Here is a 15223-nt window from a genome sequence, read left to right on the forward strand (position 1 = left end):
TTATAAATTTATTTTAGTGAATTTCCTCAATTTTCCATAATTCTCTGCTATTAGTTAAATGATGGTATTAATTTTATTCCTTGATGCATGTTTAGTCGGGAAGCATCTTTACTGGGAGATTGAATGAATATTGTTTCAACACCTAAGCGAGTTATTTGTTTAGGAATTCGACCAATGTACGAGGATAGTAAGGCAAGAACTTACGAGTATTTTGTTCAACCCAAGCCTCTTTTTTGTCGATTACCTGTCACACAAAGCTTCGTAGATAAAGTGACAGAACTAAGATGTTGGTTAGTTGAAAAAGACCTGAAAAGTTTGTCGTTTCTTTGGCGTGACATAGTTTGGTTTTATGGGGTAACAGAGCGTTTCCACTTTGGGATAGAGTCAATCGTTCATGTATCTGCCACAGAGCTTTTTATAACTGGTAAATATAACTTTGAAGCTGAGAGCTTATATCGTTCTGTATCATTGCCTATAAGCGAATTGGTTGAGGAGCACGTGCTCAAGTCAGTTGATACGACTGCTTTCGAGTTACCTTGTTCGAAAGCGTTAATAACTGAAATTGATGCAAAGTATCAAAGCTATCTTCGAACTTTGGATATGCAAGAAAAGCTTGAGCAGGTGAGGGATGATTTAATCTCACTAGCTGACTCATCTGTGCAATTAATGTCTGTCGAAAATCAGCGATATATTGATTCATTGCAATTAGAAGTAGCGGCATTGGATAGGCTCACTACAGAGCAAGAACTTAGCCTCGAAAACTTATGCGCGAGGTTGTTATATCAAAGTTTACAAATAGCTTTAGGCGATTGGGTTTACTTTGATATTAACCGTCACCGAAAACCTGTTCAATTGGTCGCAGAGTCAGTGAGTTATCACGAAGGCGTTATCTATATCAATGGAGCAAATATTACTCAAAAGGGAGAAATAGGAAAACGGCAAGAATCAATCAGCTTTGGGATCTTAAATAATGAATCTGACGGATAAATTAAAGTCTATTAGACAAGCCAAAAAGCGGCGGGTTGCATTAATGTATCATCAAAGAAATATTGGAGGTATTGATGTGCCAGACGATATTTTTGAAGATGTGATGAGGTTCACCAAGGCCCTATTTAAAAAGCTTAAGGAGGCAAAGTACGCTATTGAAGTGACTCATTGGGGAGAAGTGTTTTTCATTGAGCCAACAAAAGATGTCTACATCCAATACTCGGTTAATTTAGGGTTGAAACATGATTTGGTTGAGTCGTTAAAAAATCGGCTGAAGCACACTCCATATATAGTTGATACAACTGAACCTTCATGTCTGCTTTCATTTCAAGCATTGCGGCCAGGAACAAAACTCTGGCAATTTAATTTTGAAGATTTAGCAAATAAAGAAAATGGTGTTGAATATGTGTTTGAGCGGATTATCGATGCTGTTGCAGGTCTACAGCAACATGTTCGTCGAACTATTCGTATTGATCCACTTGAGATAAGTAATGCAGACATACGCTGTATTGAACATTACAGTGCAGCTAAGTTCGGTAACCGTAACCAGTTACACAAGCTTCTGCGTACTCAAGCATTTAGTATTTTCTCTGAGTTAAATAAGCTGTGTTCAGATCACCGGAGGGGTTATGAGTAATGACAATACAAATCGCGAAGCAGAAAAAGATAACAAAATTGATAAAGACCTTGAGGAGCTGTTTCTTCGTATCGAATCCCCTGAATACGGCAATGGGATTAGGAAACTATTTGAAGCGGATGGTGAAGAGCTAATGGCTATTAATATCCTCAGTCAGTGGGGGGCATCGCCGGAGCAAATAATTTCAGTACTTCCATTTGATGTGGATAAAGTTGAGATGGGGAGAAGAATTCAAATAGTACGTACACTCAATACGACGCTCCGAAATTTACTTGGCAACTCAAAGTCTATATCTACTTTTATGACTTCAACTAACGAGAGTTCTTACTTTTCAGGCTGTAAACCCATAGATGTTTTTGCTGAAGGAGGTATTGAAACTATGGAAGAGGTGCTTAAACAGTTAGATGACGATAAGGAAATAAAGTTTATTAATTCTAACACTAGATAGCAGAAATATTGGCTATTAGGTAACTAACTAAGAAAGTAATAAAGCCATGATGTTTATTATTTTGTTGCTATCCGCTATTCGTAGTACTCTCATTAAGTTATATTAACCCTTTAAAAATAGGGAGTGCCCCCAAGTTGTAGCGTAGGGAATGTAAATAATGGCAGCTAAAATTCAGTTTAAAACGGAAAAGAAGTCGGGGTGGGTATCTGGCTATGATTTTGAGAAGTTACTGTTCCAAGTTAAAGATAATATTTTCTCAAATAAGCAAGCGCTAACTATTGTAATTCAGGCAAAATCAAATGCACCAATAAATACAATTATCAGACTGCTTAATGTTGCAAATCAACTTGATGAAAAAGGAGTTAAAGTTACTTTAGACTTTTCAGGTAAAACAAATAGGCTTTATGGATATTGTGAAACAATGGGCTTTATTGAGTGTTTGTCTGATAATGTGGTTGTTAAGAATAACAGCAGTATTAAAAAAGTCGGTAAGATTAAGAAGTCTGGAAATTCATACGTATCCATTCATTGCATATCGGGTTCTGTGCATGATAAAGAGTTGCCGAAAGCCCTTGCACGAAAAATTACGGAAAATATACCCGAAATAAATGAAAATCAAAGGCAGGAGCTATTTACTCAGTTCTTTTCTTTATTTAGCGAGCTTACTAGAAATGTGTGTGAGCACAGTAAGACAGAGTTAAATGGCTTTGCTGCATTGCAAGTATATAAGAATAATCGAGCTGAAATAGTTGTATGTGATAGTGGTATTGGATTACTTGAATCATTAAAGTCAACTTTTGAAGCTCATAATAAAAAGTATAAGGACTTTACAGATAAGGAGTTAATAGTAGAAATGCTAACCAGAGGCATTTCCAGTAAGGAAGGTGATCAGGGAGGTAATGGGCTATGCACTTGTTTTCATCATGCAAAACTAACTAATTCTGATATGCATATTCGCTTGAACGATAGCTATTATCATTTTTATAAGGTAGCTGATAAACCTAAGCTAGTTGATTCTATGAAGGTAACAAATGAGCTCCTTGAGTTATCAGGCACTTTTATATCGTTTGCTGTACCTTTCACGAAATAATTGCAATCTATTCGCATTTCTGCTTCAATATAAAATATGAAACAGAATGAAAATGTAATTAGTCTAAAGAAAATTTTCGAGGAAAATTCTTTAGAAGGGATCGGAGACGATGAAGGCAAGCTGGTTTTTGACAAGCTTGTTTTTTTTATCGATAAGAAACCTGAATATAAAATTTTTTATATCTCTATAAAAGGAGTTATTTTTGATGCTTCTTTCGCTAGGGAGGCATTGGTGCGTCTAGCAAAAAGGTATCGGAAACAGAAAGGAATTTGTTTAATTGATGCTACAAGTGAGACATTGAGGCTGAATATCTTGGCCCCGGTACTTAGTCTCGAACAACCAATGCCATTCTATGACGGTGATCTTTTTGATCACATTAAGTCAGATAAGATTGGTGTACCTTCAAAAACAAACCTACCAATATTCAAATTCGTCTTTGACAACGGAATTACAAGTGCGAGTGAAGTAGCTGAACATCTTGATTACAAAGTAAATAATGCTAGCACTAAGTTGAAAAGCCTTTATGAAGATGGATTTTTACTTCGCGTTGAAGATAAGTCTGAAACCGGCGGAGTTGAATATAAATACTACGCTATAAAATAGCCCATCAAAAAAAAGTTTGATCCTCAGGTTTTAATATGTATACTAATACCATCAAAATTTATTTTGATGGTATTGCTTTGTTGTACTCAGAACTGAATCAGTTAGATTTTTTTATGATGTCAAAAAGCTAATCAAGGAAAGGATTACCTGACCATGTGTCCAGCAAGGTCAGGTAATGATGAACCATACTTGAGAGGCTCATCTGAGGAATTTTTTACGTTCCAAGCGCGGCTAAATTTAGTCTATTTCGTAATTAATTTCAACCTTTAGCCTCTCTGAAAAATTTTTTAGGAGCTATTTTATGGCTAAAGAAAAAAAGAAGATCGATGTGCCTAAAGGCATGAAGTTGATCTTTCGTCGTTATCGAAAAGATCCCAAGTCAAATCAGCTATTAGATGCACGTCAATATGGTTGTAAAGCTTGGCCTATTTTGGTCCCTGCGAATTCCTAGGCAACACAACGGGCATATTGCTTTGTTTTTATGCCTTTTTGAAATTAATTATGGAGTCATAAATTATGACAAATTCAAAACAATCATCTAAGTCGTTAGCTTCAAAAGCTGCGTCTACTCTAAAGGACCCTTCTGCTTCGAATATACAGAAGTCTCTCGCAGCTTCAGTTTTAAGCCAATCAAGTACAGGTAATCAAACTGGTTCTGAAATGGAGACTAAAGCATCTGAAGTGATGAAAAGTAGTAAGTATAGTTCTGATACTAAGTCCTTTGCCGCTTCAGTGTTATCTCAGTCAAATAAGGGAAGGTAATGAGGTTTTGATACTGTCATACATTTTCTTGTGTGGCAGTGTCAAACATCCTGTCATGTGCTGTTTAGAAGAGAGTTTGTTTTCATTTCATATGAGGTAATCAGTGAAAAGTTTATTAAATCATGCTTCTGTAGTGATTAGCTTAACCTTAGCTGGGATGTATGCGCTGGGGTTGATGTATCATTTAAGTTATTTAAAAGCGTTTGGAATAGAGGAAACACAATTTCCCTTTTCTATTGATAGAGTTTTCTTCCAAGGTTTTTTAGCTTTTGCCAATTTAACAGCACCTAATATTGGATTTGTGATCATGTGTGCAGCGGGGGTCTTGATCACCTCATGGGGAGCGTTAATAGTGTTTGAAACAACCAAACGACTTGATATGTTTAAGTCTTTGTTTTCTTCTATTCAAAAGCTATTTGTTAGTGAGCCCCAGCAAATACAGTTAAACCAAGCTTTAGAAGGGTTTGCCAATTTCTCAATGAAAGTCTTTAGCTACGTTGTAGCAGGTGTACTTTTTTATCTTTCTGTTTTGATTGTTCTAGTTGCCGCTGAGCATACAGGTAAGGAAGGTGCACAGCGATATATGGAAAAAATTAATGCTCATGGAGTGCCTATGGATACTTTACAAGTAATAAATGCAAAGGGAGAGATCCAAGAGTACAAGGGTTATTCAATAATTTGTAATGTTCACCAATGCGCCTATTTTGATGGTAAGAAATCCACAGTATTCAATCATACAGCTGTAAAGTCTTTACATTCAGAACCACTATAGGCGGATTACGAAACGCTTACACGGTTGATGAAGACGTTTCAACAGCTAATGTTACAGAGCTACTCTAACGTACAGACACTGTTTTTTATTTATGCTGTTCTTTTCAGTGAAATATAAGCAAACCTTCTTGTAAAATTGTTCATGTCGTACTTATTTTAGGTATATTGTTTCGTTCAAATGACTATGCTTAATTAAATTAAAGAATTGAAATTTGAATAAAAAATTTCATTTAGATTAGTGAGTTAAGATTGTCTTCGTTGCAATTTAATTTTTCATGTTAAAAAGGGGGGGTTGTAGCAAGGGTTTTAGGCTTACTTTGTCTTCGTTCTATTTATGAGAAATCATTAAGTTAATAACTCAGTTTGGACAATAATGAAAAAACTATCAAAAGTACAAATTAAACAGCAAACGGCGGTGATGGCGGCGGTTACCAAATTGGAAGAAAAAGCATTTAGCGAGTTAACTGGAGTTAAACAAGCTTGGTTTAGTATGGATTACGATGCTTTTCCCGGTTCTTTATTGGTTAGGTTACAGTTTGAAACTGAACCGGATTTAAACGTGTGTGAGCCAGAATTATTAGCATGGCAAAAATATTTGGCGGGTTTATTGTTTAAAAAAGGGATATTAATTAAAGATATGCGCAGGCATCTGGTATTTACGCTGGCCGATCCGCAAGATTAATATTAACAGGAGTGTTTATGTTAAAACGTTTTATAATTAATAACTGGGTTAAATCGGTTTGTTGGCTCACATTATTAACTCTGGCTGGTTGTACAAGCGCGCCAACACCAATGCAGGATCAAACCCAAGCGCAGGGTTTTAAACAAAATGGTAAAGCCTCGTATTATGCGGCGCATTATCATGGTAAAACGACTGCGAGTGGCGAGGCTTTTGATCAAAATAAATTAACTGCGGCGCATCCGGTTTTACCATTTGGCACAAATGTTAAAGTGACTAATCAAGCTAATAATCAATCTGTGGTGGTTAAAGTTAATGATCGCGGTCCTTTTGTTTCGGGTAGAGTAATTGATTTAACTAAAACTGCATTTGGACAAATTGCAGATTTAAACTCAGGTGTGATCAGTGTAACGCTTGAAGTCATAGATTAAGCCTAAAATAACCAAGCTAAAATAAAAACTAAGCTCAATACAGAAAAGCATTTAACAAGAAATAATGAAAGAAATAAGGGGATAAATAGATGAATTCAACAGTCTCAAATTTTATTAAAGAAGAAGATAATCATAATATTTGGCTAGCACCAGCAGCTTCTCAACATACAGAGTTTACGGATTATGGTATTACCCCAACAGTGCTTGAGTCAGAAGCCGCAGTGGGTCAGGCCATGTTAAACGAGTTATTTGAAACGGCAGCAGCAAAAAGTGGCGATATTAATATTGCGCTTTTAGGTGGCCGTGGAGCTCAAGAATTACACCGTTTATTAGGCGAAATTGCTAAGTCGTCAGAGCATGACGCACTACTTGGTCGGTTAAATGTATTCACTCAGGATGCATTAGCGCCAATGGGAATGAATAACTGTTTAAGTTTTGTCAGAGATTTTGAACGAATTTTAGGCGATGCATTTTTCCAAAAAATTAAAAGTTTTACCCCTATGCAAACCGATACTCAGGATTTAGAAGCAGGTTTGATTAATTATTTAAATAAGCTTGAATCTTTAGGTGGTCTAGATATCTTTTTTATTGGCCACGGGCCAGAAGAAAATGCAGCATCCCACCTTGCTTATATTAAACCGTTTTCTGGCGCAAAAGCTGCCCATGTTGCTGGATTAATTCCAATTTCAAGCAGCATTTTAGAGCATCACATTAGTAAATTTAAAGCGGGTGGCAGCGTGATTAACGAGCAAGATGAGCAAGAGTGTAGGGCGGCTAAGTTTATTTTAACCTTGGGACCTGCGGCTATTTTGCAAGCTAAAAAAGTCGTTCAGTCTGTGGTTGATGCAGATTCTGCTCCGGCTAAAGTGAAAACTTATGCAAATGTATTAAATACCGAGCTAAGTTCAAATCAAGCTGAATTAATGGCTCAGTTAAATGCAAACCCCGGCCTTTGGATTAGATTGCACTCTAATACCAAATCTTTTGTATTGCCTAATTTAGGGTTATAGCTTTTGCAAAGCTTTGATTTTTTAAAGCGAATTCTTAGCCGTTATGAGAAACTTCCGGAAAAAAGTTGGCTATCGTATTTAACTTGTTGTTCATTCAAACAATTAAATAAAGGTGATATTTTATATTCATTGGGTGAACAACCAAAAAGCTTTGCTTTTTTAAATAAAGGTTTAATGCGAGCTTATGTTATTGATGATAAAGGCAACGAGTTTAATAAAAACTTTTTTGCTGAGGGGCGTTTTCCCGGTTGTATGACCGCGCTATTGACCCAAACCCCGAGTTTTATTGAAATTCAAGCTCTTGAGCAGTGCGATATTATTGAAATTAATTTCAAACGCTTTCGTAAATTGCTTTTAAATGATCCAGCGCTTATGCGTTTGCATATTAGCTATTTAGAAACACATTGGTTGCTAGAAAAAGAGCCTAAAGAAATTGGCTATTTACAAAATGAAGCTAAGCAAAGGTATCGGGTATTTTTAGAGGATTATGCAGGTATTGCTACTCGACTATCTCAATATCATATTGCTGGTTATTTAGGGATAACACCAACACAATTAAGCAGGATTAAAAAACAAATATAAATTTTATATTTATCAACATATGTAAATGAAAGTGTGGTGGCAACATTTTAAATTAATGATATTGATAAAGGAGAAAACAATGTCATTAATTGAATCACTCAACTGGCGTTATGCCGTAAAAACATTTAATCGAAAAAAATTACCTCTTTCCCAGCTTAATTATCTCATTGAAAGTATTCGTTTATCACCGAGTGCATTTGGGTTGCAACCTTTTAAGTTATTTATTGTCGAATCAGATAGGTTAAAAGGTCAATTAACAGCAGCTTGTTTTGAGCAACCTCAAATTTTGTCATGTTCACATTTGTTCATTTTTGCTGCTCAAACCTCCATTGCAGAAGACGATATTTCACTTTACATCAAAGAGCTTGCTCATACTCAACAAATCAGTGAATCAAGTTTAAATAGTTATAAACAGCAGATTATTCAGAGTTTATTGGGATTACCTCAAGAGCAGCAACAGAAGATTGCACAAGAACAATGTTTTATTGCGTTAGGCACTTTATTAGCGGCTGCGGCAATTAAGAGAATTGATGCTTGTCCAATGACGGGGTTTAATGTAGATGAACTTAATCAGATTTTGACATTACCAGAACAAAACCTGACTTCTGTCGTTTTATGCCCTCTTGGCTTTAGAGCTGAAACTGATCATACCGCACATAGGCAAAAACACCGGAAGTCAAAACTGGATTTAGTGGTGAACTTATGAGTGGATTCGCCTTGTTAGCTATTTTTTCTGGTGCGTGTATTGCAATTCAGGCTGCAATGAATGCTGAATTAGGTGTAGCGCTTAATAGCAGTTTAAAAGCCACCTGTTATGCATTTTTAACCAGTTCTTTATTAGTCGGATTATTATTACTCGGACTAAATCAACCACTACCAAACGATGTAATCAGTAAAGTACCTTGGTATTCATGGTTTTCATTTGTGTTTAGTGTGGTTGGAGTGGGTAGTTTATATTATTTAATCCCCAAAATGGGCGTTGCTAATTTAATGAGTTATGCGTTAACTGGACAGGTGATACTAGCTATGATCATTAGCCATTATGGACTCTTTTCTAGCCCAATAAAAATGGTAAATATAAGTAAGCTGATAGGTGCTATGTTTATGATTTTTGGGATAATGTTAATTAATAGGGGTGAGTAGATAATGGACCAATTACAGAAAAACTTAAATAATTTACACCATTTCTGGCTAACGCTTGGTGGTCAATTTAAAAATGGTCATTTTGAACAGGAGATTTGGCCGAATCATTTCTGGTTAAAAGACTATTCACTGCTTGATGCCCATAAAATACAACAACGTGCTAACTTACACAAAAAGATCGTTTTGGCGACTATCGAAAAGCCCTGTTTTGATGCAGAAAATACTAAACAATCTGTTAGTCTAGAAATTATGAATTTAGGATTGGATCGCAACATTAATTTTTCGGGATTTTGTCCTGATGTTAAACAATTAACCGATCTTCACTTAATTCAAAATTGGGTCGATACATGTAGCAAAGCATTTGGTTATCAAATTGATATAGTTGCAATTAAAAACTTATTAAATAACCCCAATGCTCGATTATTTGCGTACTTAGATAAAGGTTTTATTGCTGGTACGGCCATTAGTTATCAAACTGGTGACGTATTAGGTTTGCATCAGGTAGGGGTTCATCCCAACTATCAGGGAATGGGAATTGCCAAAAAAATGATGAGCCACATCTTGGCAGAATTAAAACTACCAGACATTAAACAGGTAAGCTTACAAGCATCAAAGGCGGGATTGAAACTTTATCAACAATTAGGGTTTATTTCTTTAGCTACGCTATATAAAGTACAGCTTCAGTAAAAAATAACAGGCATTAATTGCCTGTTATTAAGATTAAAAATTAAAAATGCTCACCATTTTCGTAATAATTATCACCGGCTAACTGAGTAAAAGTCACGGTAATATCTTGCTCAGGGTAATATGCTTTTAAGCGTTTATTTAAATGCTCGGCAAACTGGTTTTGCAATACTTGGCTACGGGCAAACCAGTGTACTTCAACGTAAGCTTCTCCAGCTGTTTTTTTTCCTGAGCGGTAAAACTGGCTTTGCATGACTTGCATTGTGAAATAATCGACCGGACAGTCAATTATCTGCGCCAGTTCTTCGGCTAATGACTCAGATAAAACTTCAACAACATTTTCTTCTACTGCAAAAAACCTTAAATGTGGCATGTGTATATCTCTTAAATTTTGGAGGCAAGATTATAGCTCGCTTTGTTTCGTTGTAGATTAATATTTTATGGCTGAATAACTAATTAAATTTGGATAACAAACCGGGTTTAAAAAAGAATTAAATTAAAGTGCTAAAAATTTAGGGTAACTGCTAACCTGAGTAGAATGAATAAAAAAAATGAGAATAATTTTTATTTTAAACCCGTTTCATGCTTTAATACGCGTTTTATTTTTGCCCCTGATCACTTTACTAAAAGCGTATCGGGCAATTAAGTGGAGTAAATTTAACACATTATGAAAGCGCGCTTTCGAGATAGTATGACTTGGTTACATACTTGGACAGGTTTGGTTGTTGGCTGGGTATTATTTGCAGTATTTTTAACTGGTACATTAGCGTATTTTCAACATGAAATTACTCAATGGATGATGCCGGAAGTTGAGGTTGTTGCGCCGCCGGAGCAGGCTATTGAGCAGGTACAAACTTTTTTATCAGCTAAGGCGATGGCTTCACCAAGATGGTCCATTACTTTGCCAAGCGAGCGCGAGCGGGTTAGCACTTTATACTGGCGAGATAAAAATGCGGGTGGCCGTGGTTTTGTTAAAGCCGTGCTTGACGGGCAGGGCAAAGAGATAACTTTGCGAGATACCCGTGGCGGTAATTTTTTATACCGTTTTCATTTTGATTTACATTATGTGTCTGTATTTTGGGCAAGGTGGTTTGTTGGTATTTGTTCTATGTTTATGCTGGTTGCAATTATTACCGGTATTATTATTCATAAAAAAATATTTAAAGACTTTTTTACCCTGCAATTATTTAAAGGACCTCGAAGCTGGCTAGATGCGCATACTTTAACTTCGGTTTTAGCGCTGCCTTTTCATTTAATGATCACCTACACTGGGCTAGTCACCTTGATGCTAATGTATTTAGTATCGGCTATTAATTTAAGTTTTTCAGACCGCAACGCATATTTTAATGCAATAACCCCACAAGGCATACAGATTAAAGCCGTTGGTGAAGCTGCTAATATGCTGCCATTTTCTGATATTTATTTAACCGCACAAAAAGCTTTAAACGGTGTTCCGGTTGCTTATATTGAGGTATTAAACCCGGGCGATAAAAATGCAATTATCAAATTTTATGAAGCGCCAACTGAGCATTTATTGTCAGATTACCGAACGCTTACTTATTCAGCCGTAACTGGTGAGTTACTGGAAAATACAGCTTTAACTAACAGTGCTGAGCAAACCCGTAAAACCATGATTAACTTACATGCCGGGCGTTTTGCTGATACCGGATTACGTTGGATGTACTTTTTATCTGGCGTGATGGGCACACTTATGGTCGCAACTGGCTTAATTTTATGGTTTGAAAAACGTCAGAAAAAGTTAAAACAGCAAAATAAAATGCCTTTTGGTCATAAGTTAGTTAGTGGATTAAATGCCGGTTTCATTTTGGGGTTACCCGCGGCTGTAGCCGTTTATTTATTAAGTAATCGGCTATTACCGGTAGATTTTACTGATCGTGCGCAAATGGAGATCCATTGCTTTTTTGCCACTTGGTTCGTTTTTTTGCTTTATCCAATATTAAGAGGGGCAAGCAAAACATGGCGCGATGGTGCTTTAATCAATGCAGTTTTATTTTTTAGTATTCCTTTTGTAAGTGTCATTATGATTGAACGTCATCTTTTCAGTTATCAGTATCCACGAGACTGGACATTATTCATTATTGATTTATTAACGATTTTTTCAGGCTTAACAATGTTTGTTTTATTTAACTACTTAAAACAAAGGCAGCAGCAAGTTAATCAAATTAAGGTATAAAGGGGCGATTGTGAGAAAACTTAAATCTTTATTTCAGAACCCTAAAATTAATGTGCTTTATCGGGTTATTTTGGCTGTATGCGGTGGGGCAGCTTTTACTTTAGTTGCAACAGTGTTTTTGCCTGAGCTACTGCTTTATAACTTTGGTTATGACAAAGCCAGCAGCCTTTTATGGATGATGTTACTAAGCTTTTTAATATATAGCTTAATTATTATCTGGGTATTTTCGAGTCATAAATTATTTAGAGTGAGCGCTCAGTTATTAGGGTTAACGGCTATTTTATATATTAGCTTTAATCAGTTACAGGCTGTTAATCAAGCTAGGTTAGAACAAATAAATAATCAGGCAGCGCAGGTGAAAAAATGATAAACCTTTTTATTTGGATAATGAGCGGCTTAGGTTTTTTAATATTATGTTTGTTAACACCAAGCCACAGAAAAGTATTTAACCTTAAAATGTTAGCGGATAGACAAGAAAAAGCCTATCAGTGGATAGGACTTGGGTTAATTTTATTATCATTTATAGCCTGTTTTTTTAGCGTTAATATTGCCGATGCGATTATTAACTGGTTTGGAATTTTAACTTTTTCAGCACTATTTATTGCTTTGGTTTTAAGCTTTAAACAAAGCCAGCTGCAAAAAAGAAAACAGCAAAAATAAAGCGCCAGATAAGTTATCTGTTTTATTTTGGATAAATGTGTGCGGTCAAGTTTTTGGACTAAAGCAGATAATAAAAAGCAGATAATAAAAAGCAGATAATAAAAAGCAGGTAAAAGACAGATAAAAAAATAGGTGCTGAGTTAGCACCTATTTTTTTGAATAGCAAAACTATCAAGCATTAAAAGTTGTAGTTTAAGCTAATGGTAAAGTTACGTGGCTTACCGTAACGGTATGCGCGGAACGAACCTACATTTGATTTGTATTTTTCATCTGTTAAGTTTTCAGCATTAAACTGAGCACTTAAATTATCAGAAAACTTATAACGAGCCATTAAGTTAACTAAAGCAAATGCTTCTTGCTCTAATTTATCTGTTTGATCCGCTATTACAGGGTTAGCGCCTGATGATGAATATTCATTTTGCCAGTTTACACCGCCACCAATTGATAATTCAGGTAAAGTATTAACAAATTGGTAAGTCGTAAATAATTTAAACTGTTTGTCAGAAATATCTGCGTTAACTTCGTTGCCATTAGCATCTTTGGCATCGAACTGAGAATAACCAGCAGAGATATTTAAACCATCAATTGGTTGACCAACGATTTCAAATTCAAACCCTTTACTTTCAGTACCTTGTGCACCGTAGTATGCCGTTTGTTGCTCTGCCGTTGGTACAAAGCTAGTATCAATCTGAGCTAAGTTATCTTGCTGAATATTAAAAATAGCAAAAGTGGTATGTAGACGATCATCTAAAAATGAGCTCTTTAAACCAAGTTCATAACTTTCACCTACCAATGGATCAATAAAGTCACCATTTTTGGTTAATCTGTTTTGTGGTTTAAATATTTCAGTATAACTTGCATATACTCTGTGTTGCTCTGTGATGTCGTATAAAGCCCCCGCATAAGGGATAAACTCATTTTCATCACCGTAATCTACATTACCACTCCAGTCAAAACCGGTACGTAGCCAAGTTGCAATACGGCCACCAGCAATGAATTTTAAATCATCGTTCACTGAAATACGGGTTGCTGCATAATAGCCTTTTTGCTCGGTTTCCATATCCTGCGTTTGAGTTTCAGCTTCAGTCCACTCTGGCTCAGGGATACCACCAAATTCAAAGAAATTATCTACCGGGACACTATCCCATTGTAATTCTGGATCTTTATCTACAGGATCACGGGTATATGTAAATGCAGATTGGTCACTGTACAAAGCACCAACAACAAATTCATGAGTTTGGCTAAATAACTCATATTCACCTTTTAACTGAATATCAAAGCTATCTTGTTTCGATTCGCCGTAGCTGTTATAGCGCTGTGCGCCTAAGCCTGCACCTGTCTCAATATCAATTAAGCTATAAGGGTTGATATACAATAATTTGGTCGATTTTTCGTATTTGATTTTGTTGTAGTTAGCAATTAACTGCCAGCCATTATCAAAAATATGATTTAAGCTTGCAAAGTAGTTAGTATTGGTGCTTTCCCATGTATTCCAGTCTAATGCTGTTGTGGTTGAAATATCCCAATCTGCCTGACTACCATCAGATAAATAAGTCGGGATCATGCCCCAAGTTGCACCACGTGGATCATTATTTTGATAACTTGCACCCACACGTAATAAAGTTGAGCTAGTAATGTCAGTTTCTAATACACCGTAAAAAATCTTTTTATTATCTTCGTAATTATCTACGTAAGAATCTGCATTTAAATATTTAGCCACCACACGGCCACGAACGCTGCCACTTTCATTTAAACCATTAGCAACATCGACTGTGATTGATTTTTTATCCCAGCTACCGGTAGCAAGGTTTACATAACCTTTTAATTTTTTACTGCCAGCATGTTTACGAACCAAGTTAATTGAAACAGAAGGGTTACCAACGCTGGTTAATAAACCAGTCGCGCCACGAACAAACTCAATACGGTCATAAAGAGCAACATCAGCAACGGTTTCACCAGAATCGCCACCTAAACTCCATGAAGTAGGGACACCATCTAATTGATAGCTGTCTACCGAAAAGCCACGAGAAAAGAATGAATTACGTACGTTATCTGTTTCTTCTGTTACCACACCTACCGCATTATTAACGGCATCTGTTACTGTGTTGATATTTTGGTCAAACATACGGTCAGATGTTAAAATCGTCACTGATTGTGGGGTTTCGCGCAGTGTTAAACCCAAACCTGTTGCTGTATCAAGTGTTTGAGAAACACTGTATTTACCGCTAACAGTAATAACTTCAATATCGTCCTTTGATGTTTGCTCATTCCCTTGAGTGGTTTGTTCCGCAGCCATTGCGTTTAAAGGATTCAGTGCAAATAAAATCGCAGCAGAAAGTGGAAGGTGTTTTAACTTCACGTTGTTAACTCCAATTATGTGTTGAATTGTTGTTTTATAAATTTGTTAGAATAATAAAATTATTATCACTTTAAATAAGATTCATTTGCGGGTGGGGAAGTTAACATAATTGAGAATCCTTTTCATTATCAATTTTCTTTAGTGGCTGAAATTTTTCTCTCGCAAAAAATTAAAGTAAATTAA

The 15223-nt window shown here is 36.0% G+C and carries 20 protein-coding genes; 18 read left to right on the top strand and 2 right to left on the bottom strand.

Going from position 1 to position 15223, the window contains the following annotated elements; genetic code table 11:
• Window positions 1-123: 123 nt before the first annotated feature.
• The 15 genes from N7931_RS06955 (at window position 124) to N7931_RS07025 (ending at window position 9830) form a co-directional block, all read left to right on the top strand.
• Entirely contained in the window at window positions 124-987 is an 864-nt protein-coding gene (locus tag N7931_RS06955; protein ID WP_262792925.1) for a hypothetical protein, read from the top strand.
• Window positions 971-1624, top strand: coding sequence for a hypothetical protein (locus N7931_RS06960; RefSeq protein WP_262792927.1), 654 nt, complete (start codon window positions 971-973; stop codon window positions 1622-1624). The genes N7931_RS06955 and N7931_RS06960 overlap by 17 nt, the downstream gene beginning before the upstream one ends.
• Window positions 1617-2072, top strand: coding sequence for a hypothetical protein (locus tag N7931_RS06965; RefSeq protein ID WP_262792928.1), 456 nt, complete (start codon window positions 1617-1619; stop codon window positions 2070-2072). The genes N7931_RS06960 and N7931_RS06965 overlap by 8 nt, the downstream gene beginning before the upstream one ends.
• 157 nt (window positions 2073-2229) lie before the next feature.
• Window positions 2230-3162: a hypothetical protein gene (locus N7931_RS06970; RefSeq protein ID WP_262792930.1), complete on the top strand. Its 933-nt coding sequence runs from the start codon at window positions 2230-2232 to the stop codon at window positions 3160-3162.
• A gap of 36 nt (window positions 3163-3198) precedes the next feature.
• Complete coding sequence (locus N7931_RS06975; protein ID WP_262792931.1) at window positions 3199-3765, top strand: helix-turn-helix domain-containing protein; 567 nt, start codon at window positions 3199-3201, stop codon at window positions 3763-3765.
• Between the two features lie 301 nt (window positions 3766-4066).
• On the top strand, window positions 4067-4216 hold the full coding sequence (locus N7931_RS06980; RefSeq protein ID WP_262792933.1) for a hypothetical protein: 150 nt from the start codon (window positions 4067-4069) through the stop codon (window positions 4214-4216).
• A gap of 65 nt (window positions 4217-4281) precedes the next feature.
• Complete coding sequence (locus tag N7931_RS06985) at window positions 4282-4527, top strand: hypothetical protein (RefSeq protein ID WP_262792935.1); 246 nt, start codon at window positions 4282-4284, stop codon at window positions 4525-4527.
• Between the two features lie 103 nt (window positions 4528-4630).
• A complete protein-coding gene (locus tag N7931_RS06990; RefSeq protein WP_262792938.1) occupies window positions 4631-5299 on the top strand; it encodes a hypothetical protein in 669 nt (222 codons plus the stop codon).
• Window positions 5300-5671: 372 nt separating this feature from the next.
• A complete protein-coding gene (locus N7931_RS06995) occupies window positions 5672-5980 on the top strand; it encodes a hypothetical protein (protein WP_262792940.1) in 309 nt (102 codons plus the stop codon).
• Window positions 5981-5997: 17 nt separating this feature from the next.
• Window positions 5998-6408: a septal ring lytic transglycosylase RlpA family protein gene (locus N7931_RS07000; RefSeq protein WP_262792941.1), complete on the top strand. Its 411-nt coding sequence runs from the start codon at window positions 5998-6000 to the stop codon at window positions 6406-6408.
• 89 nt (window positions 6409-6497) lie between these two features.
• On the top strand, window positions 6498-7418 hold the full coding sequence (locus N7931_RS07005) for a hypothetical protein (RefSeq protein WP_262792943.1): 921 nt from the start codon (window positions 6498-6500) through the stop codon (window positions 7416-7418).
• A 3-nt stretch (window positions 7419-7421) separates the two neighbouring features.
• On the top strand, window positions 7422-8000 hold the full coding sequence (locus tag N7931_RS07010; RefSeq protein ID WP_262792945.1) for a Crp/Fnr family transcriptional regulator: 579 nt from the start codon (window positions 7422-7424) through the stop codon (window positions 7998-8000).
• Window positions 8001-8079: 79 nt separating this feature from the next.
• Window positions 8080-8706, top strand: coding sequence for a nitroreductase family protein (locus tag N7931_RS07015; protein WP_262792946.1), 627 nt, complete (start codon window positions 8080-8082; stop codon window positions 8704-8706).
• Window positions 8703-9143 (top strand): DMT family transporter, encoded by a 441-nt coding sequence (locus N7931_RS07020; protein ID WP_262792947.1) that lies wholly within the window; start codon window positions 8703-8705, stop codon window positions 9141-9143. Before N7931_RS07015 ends, N7931_RS07020 begins: the two co-directional genes overlap by 4 nt.
• Before the next feature lie 3 nt (window positions 9144-9146).
• The gene (locus tag N7931_RS07025; RefSeq protein ID WP_262792948.1) at window positions 9147-9830 is read left to right on the top strand and encodes a GNAT family N-acetyltransferase; all 684 of its coding nucleotides are present in this window, start codon (window positions 9147-9149) and stop codon (window positions 9828-9830) included.
• Window positions 9831-9870: 40 nt separating this feature from the next.
• Here N7931_RS07025 and N7931_RS07030 read toward each other — a convergent pair whose 3' ends face one another.
• Window positions 9871-10200, bottom strand: a complete 330-nt coding sequence (locus tag N7931_RS07030) for a DUF1904 domain-containing protein (protein ID WP_262792949.1) — start codon at window positions 10198-10200, stop codon at window positions 9871-9873.
• A 318-nt stretch (window positions 10201-10518) separates the two neighbouring features.
• On the opposite strand from N7931_RS07030, the gene N7931_RS07035 reads away from it, so the two are divergent.
• The 3 genes from N7931_RS07035 to N7931_RS07045 are packed head-to-tail and all read left to right on the top strand — an operon-like array spanning window position 10519 to window position 12681.
• Window positions 10519-12021 (top strand): PepSY-associated TM helix domain-containing protein, encoded by a 1503-nt coding sequence (locus N7931_RS07035; RefSeq protein ID WP_262792951.1) that lies wholly within the window; start codon window positions 10519-10521, stop codon window positions 12019-12021.
• 10 nt (window positions 12022-12031) lie between these two features.
• Complete coding sequence (locus N7931_RS07040) at window positions 12032-12388, top strand: hypothetical protein (protein ID WP_262792952.1); 357 nt, start codon at window positions 12032-12034, stop codon at window positions 12386-12388.
• Window positions 12385-12681 carry a DUF3325 family protein gene (locus tag N7931_RS07045; RefSeq protein ID WP_262792953.1) on the top strand — a complete coding sequence of 99 codons (297 nt, stop codon included), beginning with the start codon at window positions 12385-12387 and terminating at the stop codon, window positions 12679-12681. The genes N7931_RS07040 and N7931_RS07045 overlap by 4 nt, the downstream gene beginning before the upstream one ends.
• Before the next feature lie 178 nt (window positions 12682-12859).
• On the opposite strand, the gene N7931_RS07050 is transcribed toward N7931_RS07045, so the two are convergent.
• Entirely contained in the window at window positions 12860-15040 is a 2181-nt protein-coding gene (locus tag N7931_RS07050) for a TonB-dependent siderophore receptor (protein WP_262792954.1), read from the bottom strand.
• Window positions 15041-15223 lie beyond the last annotated feature (183 nt).

This window comes from Catenovulum sp. 2E275 (assembly GCF_025515275.1).
Lineage (GTDB): Bacteria > Pseudomonadota > Gammaproteobacteria > Enterobacterales > Alteromonadaceae > Catenovulum.

Bases quoted from the DNA above. Each gene is read 5' to 3' on its own strand.
- N7931_RS06955 (WP_262792925.1), top strand. From the start codon at position 124: ATGAATATTGTTTCAACACCTAAGCGAGTTATTTGTTTAGGAATTCGA.
- N7931_RS06960 (WP_262792927.1), top strand. From the start codon at position 971: ATGAATCTGACGGATAAATTAAAGTCTATTAGACAAGCCAAAAAGCGG.
- N7931_RS06965 (WP_262792928.1), top strand. From the start codon at position 1,617: ATGAGTAATGACAATACAAATCGCGAAGCAGAAAAAGATAACAAAATT.
- N7931_RS06970 (WP_262792930.1), top strand. From the start codon at position 2,230: ATGGCAGCTAAAATTCAGTTTAAAACGGAAAAGAAGTCGGGGTGGGTA.
- N7931_RS06975 (WP_262792931.1), top strand. From the start codon at position 3,199: ATGAAACAGAATGAAAATGTAATTAGTCTAAAGAAAATTTTCGAGGAA.
- N7931_RS06980 (WP_262792933.1), top strand. From the start codon at position 4,067: ATGGCTAAAGAAAAAAAGAAGATCGATGTGCCTAAAGGCATGAAGTTG.
- N7931_RS06985 (WP_262792935.1), top strand. From the start codon at position 4,282: ATGACAAATTCAAAACAATCATCTAAGTCGTTAGCTTCAAAAGCTGCG.
- N7931_RS06995 (WP_262792940.1), top strand. From the start codon at position 5,672: ATGAAAAAACTATCAAAAGTACAAATTAAACAGCAAACGGCGGTGATG.
- N7931_RS07000 (WP_262792941.1), top strand. From the start codon at position 5,998: ATGTTAAAACGTTTTATAATTAATAACTGGGTTAAATCGGTTTGTTGG.
- N7931_RS07005 (WP_262792943.1), top strand. From the start codon at position 6,498: ATGAATTCAACAGTCTCAAATTTTATTAAAGAAGAAGATAATCATAAT.
- N7931_RS07015 (WP_262792946.1), top strand. From the start codon at position 8,080: ATGTCATTAATTGAATCACTCAACTGGCGTTATGCCGTAAAAACATTT.
- N7931_RS07020 (WP_262792947.1), top strand. From the start codon at position 8,703: ATGAGTGGATTCGCCTTGTTAGCTATTTTTTCTGGTGCGTGTATTGCA.
- N7931_RS07025 (WP_262792948.1), top strand. From the start codon at position 9,147: ATGGACCAATTACAGAAAAACTTAAATAATTTACACCATTTCTGGCTA.
- N7931_RS07030 (WP_262792949.1), bottom strand. From the start codon at position 10,200: ATGCCACATTTAAGGTTTTTTGCAGTAGAAGAAAATGTTGTTGAAGTT.
- N7931_RS07035 (WP_262792951.1), top strand. From the start codon at position 10,519: ATGACTTGGTTACATACTTGGACAGGTTTGGTTGTTGGCTGGGTATTA.
- N7931_RS07045 (WP_262792953.1), top strand. From the start codon at position 12,385: ATGATAAACCTTTTTATTTGGATAATGAGCGGCTTAGGTTTTTTAATA.